The organism is Escherichia sp. KTE172 (genome assembly GCF_000408845.1).
In the GTDB taxonomy this organism is placed as follows: domain Bacteria; phylum Pseudomonadota; class Gammaproteobacteria; order Enterobacterales; family Enterobacteriaceae; genus Escherichia; species Escherichia coli.
This window is the reverse complement of the sequence record NZ_KE137316.1, coordinates 440,807-461,835: the sequence shown is the minus strand read 5'-3', so window position 1 is coordinate 461,835 and position 21,029 is coordinate 440,807. Positions and strand designations below refer to the sequence as shown.

Below are 21,029 nucleotides of genomic sequence, written 5' to 3'. Positions count from 1 at the left end.
GGTGAGCAGGAGCAGACACCGCCGGAGGGATTTGAATCCTCCGGCTCCGAGACGGTGCTCGGTACAGAAGTGAAATATGACACGCCGATCACCCGCGCCATCACGTCGGCAAACATCGACCGACTGCGCTTTACCTTCGGTGTGCAGGCACTGGTGGAAACCACCTCAAAGGGGGACCGGAATCCGTCGGAAGTTCGCCTGCTGGTTCAGATACAGCGTAATGGTGGCTGGGTGACGGAAAAAGACATCACCATTAAGGGCAAAACCACCTCGCAGTATCTGGCCTCGGTGGTGGTGGATAACCTGCCGCCGCGCCCGTTTAATATCCGGATGCGCAGAATGACGCCGGACAGCACCACAGACCAGCTGCAGAACAAAACGCTCTGGTCGTCATACACCGAAATCATCGATGTGAAACAGGGCTACCCGAACACGGCACTGGTCGGCGTAAAGGTGGATTCGGAGCAGTTCGGCAGCCAGCAGGTGAGCCGTAATTATCATCTTCGCGGGCGTATTCTGCAGGTGCCGTCGAACTATAACCCGCAGACGCGGCAATACAGCGGTATCTGGGACGGAACGTTTAAACCGGCATACAGCAACAACCTGGCCTGGTGTCTGTGGGATATGCTGACCCATCCGCGCTACGGCATGGGGAAACGTCTTGGTGCGGCGGATGTGGATAAATGGGCGCTGTATGTCATCGGCCAGTACTGCGACCAGTCGGTGCCGGACGGCTTTGGCGGCACGGAGCCGCGCATTACCTGTAATGCGTACCTGACCACACAGCGTAAGGCGTGGGATGTGCTCAGTGATTTCTGCTCGGCGATGCGCTGTATGCCGGTATGGAACGGGCAGACGCTGACGTTCGTGCAGGACCGACCATCAGATAAGGTGTGGACCTATAACCGCAGTAATGTGGTGATGCCGGATGATGGTGCGCCGTTCCGCTACAGCTTCAGCGCCCTGAAGGACCGCCATAATGCCGTTGAGGTGAACTGGATTGACCCGAATAACGGCTGGGAGACGGCGACAGAGCTTGTTGAAGATACGCAGGCCATTGCCCGTTACGGTCGTAATGTCACGAAGATGGATGCCTTTGGTTGTACCAGTCGGGGGCAGGCACACCGAGCCGGGCTGTGGCTGATTAAAACGGAACTGCTGGAAACGCAGACCGTGGATTTCAGCGTGGGCGCAGAAGGGCTTCGCCATGTGCCGGGCGATGTTATTGAAATCTGCGATGATGACTATGCCGGTATCAGCATCGGTGGTCGCGTGCTGGCGGTGAACAGCCAGACCCGGACGCTGACGCTCGACCGTGAAATCACGCTGCCATCCTCCGGCACCACGCTGATAAGCCTGGTTGACGGGCAGGGTAATCCGGTCAGCGTGGAGGTCCAGTCCGTCACCGACGGCGTGAAGGTGAAAGTGAGCCGTGTTCCTGACGGCGTTGCTGAATACAGCGTATGGGGGCTGAAGTTGCCGACGTTGCGCCAGCGCCTGTTCCGCTGCGTGAGTATCCGTGAGAACGACGACGGCACGTATGCCATCACCGCCGTGCAGCATGTACCCGAAAAAGAAGCCATCGTGGATAACGGGGCGCACTTTGACGGCGACCAGAGCGGCACGGTGAATGGCGTCACGCCGCCCGCGGTGCAGCACCTGACTGCCGAAGTCACCGCAGACAGCGGGGAATATCAGGTGCTGGCGCGCTGGGACACGCCGAAGGTGGTGAAGGGCGTGAGCTTTATGCTTCGCCTGACCGTGGCAGCGGATGACGGCAGTGAGCGGCTGGTCAGCACGGCCCGGACGACGGAAACCACATACCGCTTCACGCAACTGGCGCTGGGGAACTACAGGCTGACAGTCCGGGCGGCAAATGCCTGGGGGCAGCAGGGCGATCCGGCGTCGGTATCGTTCCGGATTGCCGCACCGGCAGCACCGTCGCGGATTGAGCTGACGTCGGGCTATTTTCAGATAACCGCAACGCCGCATCTTGCCGTTTATGATCCGACGGTACAGTTTGAGTTCTGGTTCTCGGAAAAGCGGATTACCGATATCAGGCAGGTTGAAACCACAGCCCGCTACCTTGGCACGGGGCTGTACTGGATAGCCGCCAGTATCAATATCAAACCGGGCCATGATTATTACTTTTATATCCGCAGTGTGAACACCGTTGGCAAATCGGCATTCGTGGAGGCCGTCGGTCGGGCGAGCGATGATGCGGAAGGTTACCTGGATTTTTTCAAAGGCAAGATAACCGAATCCCATCTCGGTAAAGAGCTGCTGGAAAAAGTTGATCTGACGGAGGATAACGCCAGCAGACTGGATGAGTTTTCGAAAGAGTGGAAGGACGCTAACGATAAATGGAATGCCATGTGGGGCGTCAAAATTGAGCAGACCAAAGACGGCAAACATTATGTCGCGGGTATTGGTCTCAGCATGGAGGACACGGAGGAAGGCAAGCTGAGCCAGTTTCTGGTTGCCGCTAACCGTATCGCGTTTATTGACCCGGCAAACGGGAATGAAACGCCGATGTTTGTGGCGCAGGGCAACCAGATATTCATGAACGACGTGTTCCTGAAGCGCCTGACAGCCCCCACCATTACCAGCGGTGGCAGCCCTCCGGTATTTTCCCTGACATCAGACGGAAAGCTGACCGCTAAAAATGCGGATATCAGTGGCAGTGTGAATGCGAACTCAGGGACGCTCAACAACGTCACGATTAATGAGAACTGTCAGATTAAGGGGAAACTGTCAGCCAACCAGATTGAAGGTGATATTGTCAAAACGGTCAGCAAGTCTTTCCCCCGCACGAGCACTTATGCCAGTGGCACCATCACGGTAAGAATCAGTGATGATCAGAAATTTGACCGGCAGGTCATGATACCGCCAGTGTTATTCCGCGGTGGTAAGCATGAGAATTTCAACAGTAATAACCAACAGTCATACTGGTATTCAACCTGCCGGTTAAGAGTGACCCGCAATGGTCAGGAGATTTTTAATCAGTCCACGACGGATGCTCAGGGCGTATTTTCCTCAGTTATAGATATGCCTGCCGGACAGGGGACGCTGACACTGACATTCACCGTATCTTCATCAGGAGCGAATAACTGGACACCAACAACCAGTATCAGCGATCTGCTGGTTGTGGTGATGAAAAAATCCACAGCAGGTATCAGTATCAGCTGAATTTTATAACCCAGAACGGGCGTCAGAAATGACGCCTTTTTTATTGCAGAAAAGCGAGAGGTAATTATGCGTAAACTTTATGCCGCCATTTTGTCCGCAGCCATTTGTCTGGCCGTATCCGGTGCGCCTGCATGGGCGTCTGAACATCAGTCCACGCTGAGCGCGGGGTATCTTCATGCCCGGACGAACGTTCCCGGCAGTGATGATCTGAACGGGATTAACGTGAAATACCGTTATGAGTTTACGGACACACTGGGGCTGGTGACGTCATTCAGCTATGCAGGAGACAAGAATCGCCAGCTTACCCGTTACAGCGATACCCGCTGGCATGAAGATTCCGTGCGTAACCGCTGGTTCAGCGTGATGGTGGGGCCGTCTGTGCGCGTGAATGAATGGTTCAGCGCGTATGCGATGGCGGGTATGGCTTACAGCCGTGTGTCGACTTTCTCCGGGGATTATCTCCGCGTAACTGACAACAAGGGGAAAACGCACGACGTGCTGACCGGAAGTGATGACGGTCGCCACAGCAACACGTCTCTGGCGTGGGGAGCTGGCGTGCAGTTTAACCCGACCGAATCCGTGGCCATTGATATTGCTTATGAAGGCTCCGGCAGTGGCGACTGGCGCACTGACGGTTTCATCGTGGGTGTCGGTTATAAGTTCTGATTAGCCAGGTAACACAGTGTTATGACAGCCCGCCGGTTCAGGCGGGCTTTTTTGTGGGGTGAATATGGCAGTAAAGATTTCAGGTGTACTGAAAGACGGCACAGGAAAACCGGTACAGAACTGCACAATCCAGCTGAAAGCAAAACGTAACAGCACCACGGTGGTGGTGAACACGCTGGCCTCAGAAAATCCGGATGAAGCCGGGCGTTACAGCATGGACGTTGAGTACGGGCAGTACAGCGTTATTCTGTTGGTGGAAGGATTCCCGCCGTCACATGCCGGGACCATCACCGTGTATGAAGATTCTCAACCCGGTACGCTGAATGATTTTCTCGGTGCCATGACGGAGGATGATGCCCGTCCGGAGGCACTGCGCCGTTTTGAACAGATGGTGGAAGAGGTGGCGCGTAACGCGTCCGTGGTGGCACAGAACACGGCAGCCGCGAAGAAGTCAGCCAGTGATGCCGGCACATCTGCCCGTGAGGCGGCAACCCATGCGACTGATGCTGCAGATTCAGCACGTGCAGCCAGCACGTCAGCCGGACAGGCCGCTTCGTCGGCTCAGTCAGCGTCTTCCAGCGCAGGAACGGCATCAACAAAGGCCACTGAAGCGGAAAAAAGTGCTGCCGCTGCAGAGTCCTCAAAAAGCGCGGCAGCTACCAGTGCCGCTGCCGCGAAAACGTCAGAAACGAATGCTGCAGCGTCACAACAATCAGCCGCCACTTCTGCATCCACCGCGACCACGAAAGCGTCAGAAGCTGCCACCTCAGCCCGGGATGCGTCGGCTTCAAAAGAGGCGGCAAAATCATCAGAAACGAACGCATCCTCGAGCGCCAGTAGCGCAGCTTCCTCGGCAACGGCGGCAGCAAATTCCGCGAAGGCGGCAAAAACGTCCGAGACGAACGCCAGGTCTTCTGAGACGGCAGCGGGACAGAGCGCCTCAGCTGCGGCAGGCTCAAAAACAGCGGCTGCGTCGTCTGCCAGTGCCGCGTCAACAAGTGCCGGGCAGGCCTCAGCCAGTGCCACCGCTGCCGGAAAATCGGCAGAAAGCGCCGCATCGTCCGCTTCAACAGCCACAACGAAGGCTGGCGAAGCCACTGAACAGGCCAGCGCAGCAGCGAGGTCTGCTTCCGCAGCGAAGACATCCGAGACGAACGCGAAAGCGTCGGAAACCAGCGCAGAATCCTCAAAAACGGCTGCCGCATCGTCCGCCAGTTCGGCGGCGTCATCGGCATCATCTGCGTCTGCTTCAAAAGATGAGGCGACCAGACAGGCGTCAGCAGCAAAGGGCAGCGCCACGACGGCATCCACGAAGGCGACAGAGGCAGCTGGCAGTGCGACGGCGGCAGCTCAGAGCAAAAGTACGGCGGAATCCGCGGCAACGCGCGCCGAGACAGCGGCAAAACGGGCAGAGGATATTGCATCCGCCGTGGCGCTTGAGGATGCGAGCACGACGAAAAAGGGGATAGTACAGCTCAGCAGTGCGACTAACAGCACTTCCGAGTCACTGGCGGCAACGCCAAAAGCCGTTAAGGCCGCGTATGAGCTGGCTAACGGGAAATACACCGCACAGGATGCAACGACAGCACAAAAAGGGATAGTTCAGCTCAGCAGCGCGACCAACAGCACATCTGAAATGCTGGCGGCAACGCCAAAGTCGGTAAAGGCAGCCTATGACCTTGCTAACGGGAAATATACTGCTCAGGACGCTACGACAGCACAAAAAGGAATTGTCCAGCTCAGTAGTGCAACCAACAGCGCATCTGAAACGCTTGCCGCGACACCGAAAGCAGTGAAAGCAGCTAATGATAATGCGAATGGTCGGGTACCTTCTGCCCGTAAGGTGAATGGTAAGGCGCTTTCAGCGGATATAACACTGACGCCGAAAGATATTGGTACGCTTAACTCAACAACAATGTCATTCAGCGGTGGTGCTGGTTGGTTCAAATTAGCAACGGTAACCATGCCACAGGCGAGTTCTGTTGTTTCAATTACGTTGATTGGTGGCGCGGGATTTAACGTGGGGTCACCTCAACAGGCAGGTATATCTGAACTTGTTTTGCGTGCAGGTAATGGTAATCCGAAGGGGATTACTGGTGCTTTATGGCAGCGCACATCGACAGGGTTTACAAATTTTGCCTGGGTCAATACATCTGGTGATACTTACGATATTTACGTTGCAATCGGAAATTATGCGACTGGTGTAAATATTCAATGGGATTATACCAGTAATGCCAGCGTGACTATTCATACGTCACCAGCATATTCTGCTAATAAGCCGGAAGGGTTAACGGACGGTACAGTTTATTCACTCTATACGCCATCAGAGCAGTTTTATCCGCCTGGCGCACCAATCCCGTGGCCATCAGATACCGTTCCGTCTGGTTATGCCCTGATGCAGGGGCAGACTTTTGACAAATCCGCTTACCCGAAACTTGCAACCGCTTATCCGTCAGGCGTGATCCCTGATATGCGTGGCTGGACGATTAAGGGCAAACCTGCCAGTGGTCGGGCCGTATTGTCTCAGGAACAGGACGGCATTAAATCGCACACCCACAGCGCCAGTGCATCCAGTACGGATTTGGGGACGAAAACCACATCGTCGTTTGATTACGGCACTAAATCCACGAATAACACCGGGGCGCATACGCACAGTGTGAGCGGTACAGCCGCAAGTGCCGGAAACCATACTCATAGTGTCACAGGCGCATCAGCAGTCAGCCAGTGGTCACAAAATGGGTCAGTACATAAGGTAGTGTCTGCGGCCAGTGTGAATACAAGTGCTGCAGGAGCGCACACTCATAGTGTCAGCGGCACAGCTGCATCTGCAGGTGCTCACGCACATACTGTCGGTATTGGTGCTCATACGCACTCTGTTGCGATTGGCTCACATGGACACACCATCACCGTTAACGCTGCTGGTAACGCGGAAAACACTGTCAAAAACATCGCATTTAACTACATTGTGAGGCTTGCATAATGGCATTCAGAATGAGTGAACAACCACGGACCATAAAAATTTATAATCTGCTGGCAGGAACTAATGAATTTATTGGTGAAGGTGACGCATATATTCCGCCTCATACAGGTCTGCCAGCAAACAGTACCGATATTGCACCGCCAGATATTCCGGCTGGCTTCGTGGCTGTTTTCAACAGTGATGAGGCATCGTGGCATCTCGTTGAAGATCATCGGGGTAAAACCGTCTATGACGTGGCTTCCGGCGACGCGTTATTTATTTCTGAACTTGGCCCATTACCGGAAAATGTCACCTGGTTATCCCCGGAAGGGGAGTTTCAGAAGTGGAACGGCACAGCCTGGGTGAAGGATACGGAAGCAGAAAAACTGTTCCGGATCCGGGAGGCGGAAGAAACAAAAAACAACCTGATGCAGGTAGCCAGTGAGCATATTGCGCCGCTTCAGGATGCTGCAGATCTGGAAATTGCAACGGAGGAAGAAATCTCGTTGCTGGAAGCATGGAAAAAGTATCGGGTATTGCTGAACCGTGTTGATACGTCAACTGCACAGGATATTGAATGGCCAGCACTGCCGTAGGGTAAAATATATAAATTCTATAATTAGATGTATCTTTCCATTTACGGCAAGGAAGGGGGCTTGGAAGACGTAAAGCATCTCACACCGAGATTATTTTTTATATGTCAGGTGTCTGAAGTTTTGCTTTGGCTCTTAAAATGGTTTGCCGCGAGGTTTTGAATTCCCGGGCAATGGCACTTATACTTACACCTGACTTAATTCGTTCGAATACCACCTGTTTCTGTTCTTCATTTAACACAGGTGGTCGACCAAAACGTTTCCCTGCGCCGCGGGCTCTTACTATCCCGGAATGAGTGCGTTCAAGTAAAAGGTCTCGTTCAAATTCAGCGACTGCTGAAATTACTTGCATCATCATTTTTCCTGTTGGACTGGTCAGGTCAATGCCCCCCAATGCTAAGCAATGCACTCTGATACCTGTTTCGGTCAGTTGTTCCACTGTTTTCCTGATATCCATTGCATTACAACCAAGGCGATCCAGTTTTGTCACAATCAATTGATCACCACATTTCAGGCGAGCAAGCAACCGGTTAAAACCAGGACGCTCACTGGTTGCTGCTGAGCCGCTAATGTGTTCTTCGATTATTTGCTGAGGTTTGATTTTAAAACCTGCACTTTCGATTTCCCGGCGTTGATTTTCGGTGGTCTGATCCAGCGTTGATATCCGACAGTAAGCAAAAATTCGAGACATAGTGAGATTCTATACGAAATTGGTGTTCATATCATAATGCATCTCAGAAAATAATTTTGATTATTTTTGTACATATTTGTATGTACACGTTCGAAAATAAACGAATGCGTATGCAACCCCGTAATTTTGGTGAGACCCAAAATCGATTTTGTGAAAAATGGCTTTAACTCGGTTTGTTTTTCGAGTTCCGGGCGGACTCAAGGAAGAAGAATAGTGTTGCGTGTTATTTTAACCAGATTTCAAGTTGTTTGGTCGTGGAAAAGTGGAGCAAAATGTTGTTAAAGTGGAAAAATGATAAAAAAGTAAGTTTATTATATTACATTTTACCATTTAAATTTTGGTTGTCTTTAAGAACTGATATCGCTGTTTGTAATAATTCTTTGTTATCCAGCCATGATTTTTTCTTTATGTTTCCTTCAATGTAATCAAGCAATGTTCTGGTATTGATAGGTCTTCCCTGTTTTGCTACTTCCACTACAGCATCCCCTAGGATAATTCTTACTTCAGGAAGCTGCGCAGGGAACCACTTTAGGGTGTCTTTTGATTTCATGAAGATATTCCTTAAAATATTATTGATTTTCATTGCGATATTGTATGTCTGATTCAGGATATGTTGGCTTATACATCGGTTTTGTCTGGGTTATTGGATATGCCAATCCCTAATTTTATTAGGGCATGACTAAAAATGCTGAATATGATAAGGAGAGAAGTGATTATCAGTATGCTGTTCATATAGCCTCGAATTAGTAATGTGTTATATATGATATAGTTGACAATTTTTATCTTGGGTGTTCTTAAAGTTCGTAGATAAACATTGTCGTTTCAGGTATACAGGAATGCTAACAGGTGGCAGCAAAAATCAGGCGGTTTATGGCGCAAGCTGAAGCGGCAACTGCAAACTATCTTATGCAGAGACTCTACACGGATTGGGTTTAAAAGTATACATAGATAACAGTTTTTATCTGAAGAAGAAAAATATCAAGGTGATATAGCCTATATGCCTTTGATGCGGAGGAATGAATGTGATGGGAGTGATGTATCTGAATAGTTGAAAAACCGCAGACACGCCTTATGCAAGAACGTGCTGCGGTTGGCTGGTAAATTTTTCGATAGTGTGAGTATTGAATGATTTCCAGCCGTTCTTGATTTTACGCATAAATCCATGAAAAAACTACTTATCTGTTGGGGAGTTTTTTTGGGGCATATATGGGACAGAAATAGGCCCCAGATAGACACTGAGATCGAACTTAGGATGCTTTTTAAAAAATGCAACTATCTGAAAAAACCTAGAAAACGCCAAGGAAACCACAGGATGGGAAAAAACACCTGTGAATTATGGATTTCCAGTTATATTCGCTCGGCGCAGCGTTAGTGTTTCATGAAATATTTTTTCCTGAATCATCAACGGCAATGGCGTTAATTCTGGCAATGGGAACCTACGGTGCAGGTTATGTGGCGCGTATTGTCGGAGCATTTATTTTCGGCAAAATGGGCGACAGAATCGGGCGTAAAAAAGTGCTCTTTATTACCATCACTATGATGGGGATCTGTACTACCTTAATTGGTGTGCTGCCGACCTATGCACAAATTGGTGTGTTTGCGCCAATTTTGCTGGTGACGCTGCGTATTATTCAGGGGCTGGGGGCAGGCGCGGAAATTTCCGGTGCCGGCACGATGCTGGCGGAATATGCACCAAAAGGTAAGCGCGGAATTATCTCCTCATTTGTTGCTATGGGGACTAACTGCGGAACCTTGAGCGCAACGGCAATCTGGGCCTTTATGTTCTTCATTCTCAGTAAAGAGGAACTGCTTGCGTGGGGATGGCGTATACCGTTCCTGGCGAGCGTTGTCGTGATGGTCTTTGCTATCTGGTTGCGTATGAATCTGAAAGAAAGCCCGGTCTTTGAGAAGGTTAACGACAGCAACCAACCGACAGCAAAACCTGCACCTGCTGGTAGCATGTTCCAGAGCAAATCCTTCTGGCTGGCAACAGGGCTGCGTTTTGGTCAGGCTGGTAACTCCGGTTTAATTCAGACTTTCCTTGCAGGCTATTTAGTGCAGACGTTATTGTTTAACAAAGCAATTCCAACAGATGCATTGATGATCAGTTCGATTCTCGGCTTTATGACCATTCCGTTCCTTGGTTGGTTATCCGATAAAATAGGTCGCCGGATCCCGTATATTATTATGAATACCTCTGCGATTGTGCTGGCGTGGCCAATGCTTTCTATCATCGTAGATAAAAGCTATGCCCCGAGCACCATTATGGTTGCACTGATTGTGATTCATAACTGTGCGGTGCTGGGATTATTTGCTCTGGAAAACATTACCATGGCAGAAATGTTCGGCTGTAAAAACCGCTTTACCCGGATGGCGATTTCTAAAGAAATTGGTGGTCTTATCGCTTCCGGTTTTGGTCCTATCCTGGCGGGTATTTTCTGCACCATGACGGAATCCTGGTATCCGATCGCCATTATGATCATGGCATATTCAGTGATTGGTTTAATCTCTGCGCTGAAAATGCCAGAAGTGAGAGACCGTGATTTAAGTGCACTGGAAGATGCCGCGGAAGATCAACCGCGTGTTGTAACAGCTGCGCAACCTTCAAGAAGTCTGTAAATCCTCCATCCCTTCTCTTACCGGAGAGGGGATTTTTTATTCATATAACAAAACATGCAGCTTGCCATATTTAAATTTAAGGAATTGTTATGGGAAATAATTTGTTATCAGCAAAAGCGACGCTCCCTGTTTATGATCGTAATAACTTGGCCCCAAGAATTGTTCATTTAGGCTTTGGCGCATTTCACCGTGCGCATCAGGGCGTGTATGCCGATATTCTTGCTACAAAACATTTCAGTGATTGGGGATATTATGAGGTCAATTTAATCGGCGGCGAACAGCAAATTGCCGATTTACAACAGCAAGATAATCTTTATACCGTTGCGGAAATGTCGGCCGATGCGTGGACGGCTCGCGTCGTTGGCGTCGTTAAAAAAGCCTTGCACGTACAGATAGATGGCTTAGAAACCGTGTTGGCTGCGATGTGTGAACCGCAAATCGCGATTGTCTCTCTGACAATCACCGAAAAAGGGTATTTCCACTCTCCGGCGACCGGACAGTTAATGCTCGATCACCCGATGGTCGCTGCCGACGTGCAAAATCCCCACCAGCCGAAAACTGCAACAGGGGTGATTGTTGAGGCGCTGGCTCGCCGTAAAGCGGCAGGACTTCCCGCATTTACCGTCATGTCATGTGACAACATGCCAGAAAACGGTCATGTTATGCGTGACGTTGTCACTTCCTACGCGCAAGCTGTTGATGTAAAACTGGCACAATGGATCGAAGTAAACGTGACTTTCCCATCAACAATGGTGGACCGTATTGTGCCCGCAGTGACAGAGGATACGCTGGCGAAAATCGAACAACTTACCGGTGTGCGCGATCCTGCTGGCGTTGCCTGTGAACCTTTCCGCCAGTGGGTAATAGAAGATAACTTTGTTGCCGGACGTCCGGAATGGGAAAAAGCGGGAGCCGAACTGGTTAGTGATGTGCTGCCTTATGAAGAGATGAAGTTGCGCATGCTCAACGGCAGTCATTCATTCCTGGCGTATCTGGGGTATCTTGCCGGATATCAGCACATTAATGACTGCATGGAAGATGAACATTATCGTCATGCAGCGTATGCCTTGATGTTGCAGGAACAAGCGCCGACGTTGAAAGTGCAGGGCGTTGATTTGCAAGATTACGCTAACCGATTAATTGAACGCTATAGCAACCCGGCGCTACGTCATCGAACCTGGCAGATTGCGATGGATGGCAGCCAGAAATTGCCACAGCGGATGTTGGATTCTGTTCGCTGGCATCTGGCGCATGACAGCAAGTTCGATCTGCTGGCGCTGGGCGTCGCAGGTTGGATGCGTTATGTCGGTGGTGTTGATGAACAGGGAAATCCGATAGAAATCAGTGACCCACTGTTACCTGTTATTCAGAAGGCTGTACAAAGTAGTGCCGAAGGGAAAGCGCGCGTCCAGTCATTGCTGGCGATTAAGGCGATCTTTGGTGATGATTTGCCAGACAATAGCTTGTTTACTGCAAAAGTGACGGAAGCGTACTTGTCTTTATTAGCGCATGGTGCGAAAGCGACCGTTGCGAAATATTCCGTGAAGTAAAAAAAGCAATGCCGCCATCGGCGGCATTCACACGCTTAGTTCATGCCGAGACGAATCAGGTCCAGAGGTGCCAGTTTCTCTTCACAACCTTCAACAACTACGGTTTTTCCGCGGCGGATTTGCTCAGCGGTCAGACCTTCAGTATCAATCGACAGGATCTTGCCAGTGTGACCGGTGCCGCTAACCATAACACGGCTGCCAGTGGTGATTGCGTTACGGTTACGATCGTAGGTCGTCATAGGTGTTTTCTCCTTTCTGATTTACAGTCGAAGCCCACGTAACGGGCGCAATATAAATACTCCTGTCGAGTGAAATATTTTTTGTTTTTGATCAAGCTCACATCTTTTTTGATGCATGCATGAGCCATAAGGCGGGGGGAGAGACTCTCACCCCGAATGGGATGAGAGGAAATGAATTACTCTTCGCTAAACCAGTCGCTGTTTTCCTGGCGGATCTGGCGCACGGATTCGCTGATTTCCTGCAAATGTTGCGTCATTGCACGTTCTACCGCATCGCCATCACGTTTTTGCAGGGCAGAGAAAATCTCAAGATGCTGGCGTAACAGCATTTCTGGTGGAGAAACGTGGTCGAAACTCATATAGCGCACGCGATCAACGGTCGCTTTCAGGTTCTCAATGGTATCCCACGCCAGTTGACAGTCGGCAATCTGCGTCAGGAGTTGATGGAAGTTGTCATCAAGTTCAAAAAAATCATCCAGTTGCTTGCGCTCAATGGCAATGCGTTGCTGGTGAAGATTTTGTTCCAGTTGGTAGCACTGGCTTTCGGTAATCATGCTCGCCGCCCGACGCGCCACCGCGCACTCAATGGCCTGACGGATAAAACTGCCGTTGCGCACCTGGGCCATGGAAATTTTGTTGACGTAGCTGCCACGCTGCGGACGAATTTGAATCAGGCCGTTTTCCGCCAGTTTAATAAAGGCTTCACGAACCGGCTGGCGTGACACATTGAAACGAACAGAAACTTCTTTTTCCGACAACGGTGTGCCTGGTGCAATCAGGCAATGGACAATGTCGCGACGAAGAATACGATAAATCTGCTGATTGACAGGCTGTGTGGGATTAAGTTGCGTTTCGACGGTCATTCGTTCTTGCTTGTGAGTGAGTTAACTGCATGAGTCTACCACTTTTTTGTGACAAGCAATAACCCGGCAGTTACGCCGGGTATAAAAATTACTGACGGTGGACATTCAGTCCGGCATAGCTTTGGGTAACCGGCATCATTTCCAGGGTATTGATATTAACGTGAGCAGGCAGCGTTGATACCCACCAGACGGCTTCGCTGACATCTTCTGGCGTCAATGCAACGGTATTTTGATAGGTTTTTTCCGCTTTACCGTCATCGCCTTTAAAGCGGACATTGGAAAACTCGGTGCCACCCACCAGACCCGGTTCGATGTCGGTGACGCGCACCGCCGTACCATGCAGGTCCGTACGCAGATTCAGGCTAAACTGACGAACAAACGCTTTCGTCGCACCGTAAACGTTACCACCGGCATACGGCCAGCTACCTGCCGTTGAGCCAATGTTAATAATATGACCATGATTACGTTCAACCATACCCGGTAAGACGGCGCGCGTCATATATACCAGGCCTTTATTGTTGGTATCAATCATCGTTTCCCAGTCTTCAACGCTGGCTTTATGCGCAGGCTCCATGCCCAACGCCAGGCCGGCATTATTTACCAGGATATCAATATTGCTCCACTCGGCAGGAAGCGATGCCAGCATCTCTTCAATAGCGGCGCGGTTGCGAACGTCCAGTTGGGCGATATAAAGATTATCTCCCAGTTCGTCTTTTAACTCCTGCAACCGCTCCTGGCGACGGCCAGTGGCGATAACTTTATGCCCTTGTTGAATAAAACGACGAGTAATGCATTCACCAAAACCTGCCGTTGCTCCAGTTACTAAAACGATCATCTCACTGTTCCTCAACGCTTTTGTGTGTCAATAACATAGCACGTGATGCTTAAGAGCGGGTAATACTGGTTTGCAAGATTGCACTCCGTTATCAGTAAGCCTACGCTATGGAACACCTCGCGTTCAGGAGAAGAAAATGACAACAATGAATCCTTTCCTTGTGCAAAGCACACTGCCGTATCTGGCTCCCCATTTTGATCAAATTGCCAATCATCACTATCGCCCGGCATTCGATGAGGGAATGCAGCAAAAGCGGGCAGAAATTGCTGCCATCGCGCTTAACCCGCAAACACCTGATTTCAACAATACTATTCTGGCACTGGAACAAAGCGGAGAATTACTTACCCGCGTTACCAGCGTCTTTTTTGCGATGACTGCGGCGCATACTAATGATGAATTACAGCGTCTTGATGAACAGTTTTCCGCTGAACTGGCGGAACTGGCTAATGATATCTATCTGAACGGTGAATTATTCGCGCGGGTAGATGCTGTCTGGCAACGCCGTGAATCCCTGGGACTTGATAGTGAATCCATCCGCCTGGTGGAGGTCATTCATCAACGTTTTGTCCTTGCCGGAGCCAAACTTGCACAAGCTGATAAAGCAAAATTAAAAGTCCTGAATACAGAAGCTGCGACCCTGACCAGCCAGTTTAACCAGCGGTTACTGGCAGCAAATAAATCCGGCGGTCTGGTTGTGAACGATTTCGCGCAGCTGGCAGGAATGAGTGAGCAAGAGATTGCGCTGGCGGCAGAGGCGGCTCGCGAGAAAGGTCTGGATAACAAATGGCTGATTCCGTTGCTGAATACCACCCAGCAACCAGCGCTTGCTGAACTGCGCGATCGCGCGACGCGTGAAAAACTGTTCACTGCGGGCTGGACGCGAGCGGAAAAAAATGATGCCAATGATACCCGCGCTATCATTCAACGTCTGGTGGAGATCCGCGCGCAGCAGGCGAAACTGCTTGGTTTCCCTCATTATGCCGCATGGAAAATCGCCGATCAGATGGCAAAAACGCCAGAAGCAGCACTCAACTTTATGCGGGAAATTGTTCCAGCGGCGCGTCAACGTGCGAGCGATGAATTAGCCTCCATACAGGCGGTTATCGATAAGCAGCAGGGCGGGTTTAGCGCGCAGCCGTGGGACTGGGCATTTTATGCCGAGCAGGTAAGACGTGAGAAATTCGATCTCGATGAATCGCAGCTCAAGCCATATTTTGAATTAAACACGGTGTTGAATGAAGGTGTATTCTGGACCGCGAATCAGCTCTTCGGTATTAAGTTTGTCGAACGTTTTGATATTCCTGTCTACCATCCTGACGTTCGTGTATGGGAAATTTTTGATCATAATGGCGTGGGGCTGGCGTTATTTTACGGTGATTTCTTCGCCCGTGATTCAAAAAGCGGCGGTGCATGGATGGGCAATTTTGTTGAGCAATCAACGCTTAATGAAACGCATCCGGTAATTTATAACGTCTGCAATTATCAGAAACCCGCTGCCGGTGAGCCTGCGTTGTTACTCTGGGATGATGTCATAACCTTATTCCATGAATTTGGTCATACGTTGCACGGCCTCTTTGCCCGCCAGCGTTATGCCACACTTTCCGGCACCAACACGCCGCGTGATTTTGTCGAATTTCCGTCGCAAATCAACGAACACTGGGCAACGCATCCGCAGGTATTCGCTCGCTACGCCCGGCATTATCAGAGCGGGGCAGCAATGCCTGACGAACTGCAACAGAAAATGCGTAATGCCAGCCTGTTCAATAAAGGGTATGAGATGAGCGAACTGCTTAGCGCCGCACTTCTCGATATGCGCTGGCATTGCCTGGAAGAAAACGAAGCAATGCAGGATGTCGATGATTTCGAATTGCGGGCGCTGGTGGCAGAAAATATGGATCTTCCCGCTATACCGCCACGCTATCGCAGCAGTTATTTCGCCCATATTTTTGGTGGCGGATATGCCGCAGGTTATTACGCTTATCTGTGGACGCAAATGTTGGCCGATGATGGTTACCAGTGGTTTGTTGAGCAGGGCGGATTAACGCGTGAAAATGGGCGGCGTTTTCGCGAGGCGATTCTTTCCAGAGGTAACAGCGAAGATCTGGAACGCCTGTATCGACAATGGCGCGGTAAGGCACCTCAGATTATGCCGATGCTGCAACATCGTGGCTTGAACATATAAACACCACCAATGGCTGGCCTGGAGATATCGCCAGGCCAGCCTGGTTAGAGCAGTAATTGCAGCAGCTGGGTGGGGGCAAACTTCACCGCTAATGCGAATGCCGTTTCGCAGTCGCCAGCAAAATTACTTTTTTTGTATACCCTTCCGTTATAATAATTTTCAAATTTATAAATCTGATTGTTCTGAAATATGTTTAAGACTCTTTAATCTTCTTCTTACTTTAGTGAGTTAAATTCTCTTAATATTTGACAGCTAGTTGCCTGATTTTAAATGCCTTATAACAATTGGCAGTATTCTTATTTGTCAATTATAAAAATAGCAACCAGACTTAATAAGTCAAACCAAACGCAATTAAGGAGTCAGTATGAAATTTCAGGCCATTGTATTAGCAAGTTTTCTTGTCATGCCTTATGCGTTGGCAGATGACCAGGGCGGTTTAAAACAGGATGCAGCGCCACCGCCGCCTCATGCAATAGAAGATGGCTATCGCGGAACCGATGATGCAAAAAAAATGACCGTAGATTTCGCAAAAACCATGCATGATGGCGCTTCGGTTTCACTACGCGGTAATTTGATTTCTCACAAAGGAGAGGACCGTTACGTTTTTCGCGATAAGAGCGGTGAAATTAATGTTGTTATTCCTGCGGCAGTCTTTGATGGACGAGAAGTTCAGCCGGACCAGATGATCAACATTAGCGGCAGTCTGGATAAGAAAAGCGCGCCGGCCGTCGTTCGGGTCACTCATTTGCAGAAATAAAAATAAATGAGCCTGATGGCCTGAACTACTGGGCCATTAGGGTATTGGTTTATGCTATTTGTCATCCTTTTAATTGCGATAATGCAGGCTTAATTTACAGAATTAAACACTTTTTTATCTGCTGATTTTGTTTCAAATCACAATGTTATCTCAGAGATGACTCATAACTTCGGATTTCTATGAAAATATTGACGTAATTTTGCTTTTCTCTCGTTAGAATAGCGCGCACAAGGAACTGTGAAAAAGGAGTGGCAATGATCAAGAAGACAACGGAAATTGATGCCATCTTGTTAAATCTCAATAAGGCTATCGATGCCCACTACCAGTGGCTGGTGAGTATGTTTCACAGCGTGGTCGCGAGAGATGCCAGTAAGCCAGAAATAACGGATAACCATTCTTATGGACTGTGCCAGTTTGGTCGGTGGATTGATCATCTGGGACCACTCGATAACGATGAATTACCTTACGTTCGGCTAATGGATTCTGCCCATCAACATATGCATAACTGTGGTCGGGAATTAATGTTGGCTATTGTTGAAAATCACTGGCAGGACGCGCATTTCGACGCCTTTCAGGAAGGGTTGCTTTCTTTTACTGCGGCATTAACCGATTACAAAATTTATTTGCTGACGATCCGTAGCAATATGGATGTTTTGACGGGATTGCCGGGTCGTCGGGTTCTTGATGAATCCTTTGATCATCAGTTACGCAACGCTGAGCCTCTGAATCTTTATTTAATGTTGTTGGATATTGACCGATTTAAATTGGTTAATGATACCTACGGGCATTTAATCGGCGATGTAGTATTACGCACCCTGGCAACTTACTTAGCCAGTTGGACGCGCGATTACGAAACGGTTTATCGCTACGGTGGCGAAGAATTTATCATTATTGTCAAAGCGGCTAATGATGAAGAAGCATGTCGTGCAGGTATCAGAATTTGCCAGTTAGTCGATAACCATGCCATCACACATTCTGAAGGGCATATCAACATTACCGTGACTGCAGGTGTGAGTCGCGCATTTCCTGAAGAACCTCTGGATGTGGTCATTGGAAGAGCGGACCGGGCAATGTATGAGGGTAAGCAAACCGGAAGAAATCGCTGTATGTTTATTGACGAACAAAATGTGATTAACCGAGTTTAAGCTCCGTTTAACATTCATTGAGAAAACTGATGCTACTGTGTCAACGATCCGTTATCAGTGCAGGAAAATGCCTGTTAGCGTAAAAGCAAAACACAAATCTATCCATGCAAGCATTCACCGCCGGTTTACTGGCGGTTTTTTTTTGCCGTCATAAAAATCAGGCCCCTTGTACACAACTGTAACAAGGGGCCGGTTAGGTGAGGGATTATCTCCGTTCATTAGTCATCCCATTTGTGGCTGAAATACGCGGCCAGAAAACCAGAAAATAAAATTATTCCCAGTACGGCCATAAAAACATTCATATTACCCAGCATTATTTGCCTCCGTTTATGGTGTGGTGTGTTTCCTCGCTTACCTTAATTTTCATCTCAATGAGAAAGATATTAGCAGAGGTAACCTAAACGAAGGCTGAATTAAATTTTTATTGTGTTCGACTTAAATCAACAAAGCGCGGGCTGCCCCCACGGTCTTGCACGAATTCCTTTTAACATCAGCACCCACGCAGCAATGATCACCAACGCTAAGATGATAAACAGCGAGGAAGGCGGCAGGTTGGTTAGCACTATGCCACTCACTAATGGGTTAATCGCCGCACCAAGCCAGCCTAAAGACTGAGCGGAAAAATAGCTGGCTTTCATTCCTGGCGGCGCAATATGGTCAATCAACATATACTCGCCCGGCGCATAAATGATTTCACCGACAGTAAATACCGCAGCTGACATACCCCACAATAGCAGGCTGTTGCCGGAAAAAATAAAACCGACCAGACCGATGACGAAACAGAGGGTGCCTGCTGTCATCAGCGTGCGGATGTTAGCCGGGTTAAGTCGCCGGCCCACGGAATATTGCAACGTAACTACCATGGCAGCATTCACTGGAAGAACAACCGCGACCACCTTTTCGGCAAAATCCCCATCAGCAATCACCATCACATATTGTGAAATGCATGAAGCAAATGCGCCGCTAACAAAAGAAGCCAGAAAGCCAGAGCAGGTAAACCACAACAGTGCTTTATCTTGTAATAAAACTTTCGGCGACCAGGCACTGGCTGTTTCCGTGGCGATGATTTTCTCGCTGCGCTTTACCCAAATTTGAATGAAAAGCATGGGAAACGCGGAACAGATAGCTGCCAGCCAAAAGGGCAGATTGATGCTCTGCATCACCAACAGCGTGCCGAGCGGCGGACCGATGGTCCAGCCAATGTTGAGCATGGTGTAGTTGATTGAGAAGATTTTCGTTTTGCTGGTGGACGAAAGATTGTCGGCAAACCAGGCTTTCAACACAGTAGCAAAAACGGAATAGGCGCAGTTAATGAGGGCAAAAAAGAGCACCACCAGCGTCACGTTATTCACTAAAGGAATGGCAATAAAACCGCAGGCGAAGGCGGTAATTGCCAGTAACATATAGCGTTTCTTGTCGAACTTATCCGCCAGGATACCAAAACCGAGGCTAAAAACGACGCCAATAGTGAGCGCAATTGTCATCGCATAACCGATTAGATCGACACTCAGGCTGTACTGGCGACTCAAGTAAATGGTCATAAACGGCAGCGTAGCGCCGCGTCCGATGGTTAATAACAACGACGAGGCAAGAAGGGCGCTGGTAGAGCGTCGTAGGGATAAGTTCATTTGTCTGTCCGGCAGTGCGTTTCGTTATGTTTTGTTTTAGAGATGTAAAGAAATAGCATGGCAAAAATCCGAAGTATAGCGACTTATTTGCGCATTAATGCCGTCGTAAAGGGTGACTAACGAATCAACTGTTAAAGAAAAGTAAATTCAGCTAAGTTGATTGCTTACAAAAGATGAAATTCAGAGGCGGTAGAATGTCGCGAAAAGATGGGGTGTTGGCGCTACTGGTAGTGGTCGTATGGGGGCTAAATTTTGTGGTCATCAAAGTGGGGCTTCATAACATGCCACCGCTGATGCTGGCCGGTTTGCGCTTTATGCTGGTTGCTTTTCCGGCTATCTTTTTTGTCGCACGACCGAAAGTACCACTGAATTTGCTGCTGGGGTATGGATTAACCATCAGTTTTGCGCAGTTTGCTTTTCTTTTTTGTGCCATTAACTTCGGTATGCCTGCTGGTCTGGCTTCGTTGGTGTTACAGGCACAGGCGTTTTTTACTATCGTGCTTGGCGCGTTTACTTTCGGTGAGCGACTGCATGGCAAACAATTGGCGGGGATCGCCTTAGCGATTTTTGGCGTACTGGTGTTAATCGAAGATAGTCTGAACGGTCAGCATGTGGCGATGCTCGGCTTTATGTTGACCCTGGCGGCAGCATTTAGTTGGGCGTGTGGCAACATCTTCAATAAAAAGATCATGTCGCACTCAACGCGTCCGGCGGTGATGTCGCTGGTAATCTGGAGCGCATTAATCCCAATCATTCCCTTCTTTGTTGCCTCGCTGATTCTCGATGGTTCCGCAACCATGATTCACAGTCTGGTCACTATCGATATGACCACCATCTTGTCTCTGATGTATCTGGCGTTTGTGGCGACAATTGTTGGTTATGGGATCTGGGGGACGTTACTGGGACGCTATGAAACCTGGCGGGTTGCACCGTTATCGTTACTGGTGCCCGTAGTAGGACTGGCAAGTGCGGCACTATTGCTGGATGAACGCTTAACGGGTCTGCAATTTTTCGGTGCGGTGCTCATTATGACCGGGCTGTATATCAATGTATTTGGCTTGCGGTGGCGTAAAGCGGTAAAAGTGGGAAGTTAATAAGCCCCGATATGTCGGG

The 21,029-nt window shown here is 49.3% G+C and carries 18 protein-coding genes and 2 pseudogenes; 10 read left to right on the top strand and 10 right to left on the bottom strand.

Annotated features, from left to right (window positions below; genetic code table 11):
• The 4 genes from G434_RS21450 to G434_RS21460 form a co-directional block, all read left to right on the top strand.
• Window positions 1-3,189, top strand: a 3,189-nt coding sequence (locus tag G434_RS21450) for a phage attachment tail tip protein J (protein WP_016249728.1), incomplete at its 5' end; no start/stop codon positions are given.
• Between the two features lie 66 nt (window positions 3,190-3,255).
• Complete coding sequence (locus G434_RS21455) at window positions 3,256-3,855, top strand: Ail/Lom family outer membrane beta-barrel protein (protein ID WP_001230343.1); 600 nt, start codon at window positions 3,256-3,258, stop codon at window positions 3,853-3,855.
• Between the two features lie 64 nt (window positions 3,856-3,919).
• A complete protein-coding gene (locus tag G434_RS26935) occupies window positions 3,920-6,835 on the top strand; it encodes a prophage tail fiber N-terminal domain-containing protein (RefSeq protein WP_000279113.1) in 2,916 nt (971 codons plus the stop codon).
• Window positions 6,835-7,410, top strand: coding sequence for a tail fiber assembly protein (locus G434_RS21460; RefSeq protein ID WP_000885596.1), 576 nt, complete (start codon window positions 6,835-6,837; stop codon window positions 7,408-7,410). The genes G434_RS26935 and G434_RS21460 overlap by 1 nt, the downstream gene beginning before the upstream one ends.
• A gap of 97 nt (window positions 7,411-7,507) precedes the next feature.
• On the opposite strand, the gene G434_RS21465 is transcribed toward G434_RS21460, so the two are convergent.
• From G434_RS21465 to G434_RS29610, 3 genes are all read right to left on the bottom strand, one after another.
• Window positions 7,508-8,098, bottom strand: a complete 591-nt coding sequence (locus tag G434_RS21465) for a recombinase family protein (protein ID WP_000086527.1) — start codon at window positions 8,096-8,098, stop codon at window positions 7,508-7,510.
• A gap of 316 nt (window positions 8,099-8,414) precedes the next feature.
• The gene (ydfK, locus tag G434_RS21470; RefSeq protein ID WP_000836768.1) at window positions 8,415-8,648 is read right to left on the bottom strand and encodes a cold shock protein YdfK; all 234 of its coding nucleotides are present in this window, start codon (window positions 8,646-8,648) and stop codon (window positions 8,415-8,417) included.
• Window positions 8,649-8,716: 68 nt separating this feature from the next.
• On the bottom strand, window positions 8,717-8,830 hold the full coding sequence (locus G434_RS29610; RefSeq protein ID WP_120795384.1) for a YnaM/YnfT family protein: 114 nt from the start codon (window positions 8,828-8,830) through the stop codon (window positions 8,717-8,719).
• Window positions 8,831-9,433: 603 nt separating this feature from the next.
• Between G434_RS29610 and ydfJ the strand changes: the two are divergent.
• Both ydfJ and G434_RS21480 read left to right on the top strand, forming a co-directional pair.
• Window positions 9,434-10,717: pseudogene (gene ydfJ, locus G434_RS21475) on the top strand (MHS family MFS transporter YdfJ); the annotation flags it as partial.
• 89 nt (window positions 10,718-10,806) lie between these two features.
• Complete coding sequence (locus tag G434_RS21480; RefSeq protein WP_000527819.1) at window positions 10,807-12,267, top strand: mannitol dehydrogenase family protein; 1,461 nt, start codon at window positions 10,807-10,809, stop codon at window positions 12,265-12,267.
• 35 nt (window positions 12,268-12,302) lie between these two features.
• On the opposite strand, the gene ydfZ is transcribed toward G434_RS21480, so the two are convergent.
• From ydfZ to ydfG, 3 genes are all read right to left on the bottom strand, one after another.
• The gene (gene ydfZ / locus G434_RS21485) at window positions 12,303-12,506 is read right to left on the bottom strand and encodes a putative selenium delivery protein YdfZ (RefSeq protein ID WP_000214712.1); all 204 of its coding nucleotides are present in this window, start codon (window positions 12,504-12,506) and stop codon (window positions 12,303-12,305) included.
• Window positions 12,507-12,682: 176 nt separating this feature from the next.
• Complete coding sequence (gene rspR, locus G434_RS21490) at window positions 12,683-13,369, bottom strand: DNA-binding transcriptional regulator rspR (RefSeq protein ID WP_000215553.1); 687 nt, start codon at window positions 13,367-13,369, stop codon at window positions 12,683-12,685.
• Window positions 13,370-13,457: 88 nt separating this feature from the next.
• Window positions 13,458-14,204 (bottom strand): bifunctional NADP-dependent 3-hydroxy acid dehydrogenase/3-hydroxypropionate dehydrogenase YdfG, encoded by a 747-nt coding sequence (gene ydfG / locus G434_RS21495; protein ID WP_000636575.1) that lies wholly within the window; start codon window positions 14,202-14,204, stop codon window positions 13,458-13,460.
• A 136-nt stretch (window positions 14,205-14,340) separates the two neighbouring features.
• Between ydfG and dcp the strand changes: the two genes are divergently transcribed.
• Entirely contained in the window at window positions 14,341-16,386 is a 2,046-nt protein-coding gene (dcp, locus tag G434_RS21500) for a peptidyl-dipeptidase Dcp (RefSeq protein ID WP_001306080.1), read from the top strand.
• Between the two features lie 44 nt (window positions 16,387-16,430).
• On the opposite strand, the pseudogene G434_RS30640 reads toward dcp, so the two are convergent.
• Window positions 16,431-16,511: pseudogene (locus G434_RS30640) on the bottom strand (hypothetical protein); the annotation flags it as partial.
• Window positions 16,512-16,750: 239 nt separating this feature from the next.
• Here G434_RS30640 and ydeI point away from each other — a divergent pair.
• Window positions 16,751-17,143, top strand: a complete 393-nt coding sequence (gene ydeI / locus G434_RS21505) for a YdeI family stress tolerance OB fold protein (RefSeq protein ID WP_000671737.1) — start codon at window positions 16,751-16,753, stop codon at window positions 17,141-17,143.
• A gap of 254 nt (window positions 17,144-17,397) precedes the next feature.
• Window positions 17,398-18,288: a diguanylate cyclase DgcZ gene (dgcZ, locus tag G434_RS21510; protein WP_000592808.1), complete on the top strand. Its 891-nt coding sequence runs from the start codon at window positions 17,398-17,400 to the stop codon at window positions 18,286-18,288.
• Between the two features lie 114 nt (window positions 18,289-18,402).
• On the opposite strand, the gene mgtT is transcribed toward dgcZ, so the two are convergent.
• From mgtT to ydeE, 3 genes are all read right to left on the bottom strand, one after another.
• Entirely contained in the window at window positions 18,403-18,507 is a 105-nt protein-coding gene (gene mgtT / locus G434_RS30435) for a hypothetical protein (RefSeq protein ID WP_212735797.1), read from the bottom strand.
• The gene (gene mgtS, locus G434_RS21515; RefSeq protein WP_000901367.1) at window positions 18,507-18,602 is read right to left on the bottom strand and encodes a protein MgtS; all 96 of its coding nucleotides are present in this window, start codon (window positions 18,600-18,602) and stop codon (window positions 18,507-18,509) included. Before mgtS ends, mgtT begins: the two co-directional genes overlap by 1 nt.
• Before the next feature lie 126 nt (window positions 18,603-18,728).
• A complete protein-coding gene (gene ydeE / locus G434_RS21520; protein WP_001054157.1) occupies window positions 18,729-19,916 on the bottom strand; it encodes an efflux MFS transporter YdeE in 1,188 nt (395 codons plus the stop codon).
• Window positions 19,917-20,110: 194 nt separating this feature from the next.
• Here ydeE and eamA point away from each other — a divergent pair, with 194 nt between their 5' ends.
• Window positions 20,111-21,010 (top strand): O-acetylserine/cysteine exporter, encoded by a 900-nt coding sequence (gene eamA / locus G434_RS21525; RefSeq protein WP_000087219.1) that lies wholly within the window; start codon window positions 20,111-20,113, stop codon window positions 21,008-21,010.
• Window positions 21,011-21,029: the final 19 nt, after the last annotated feature.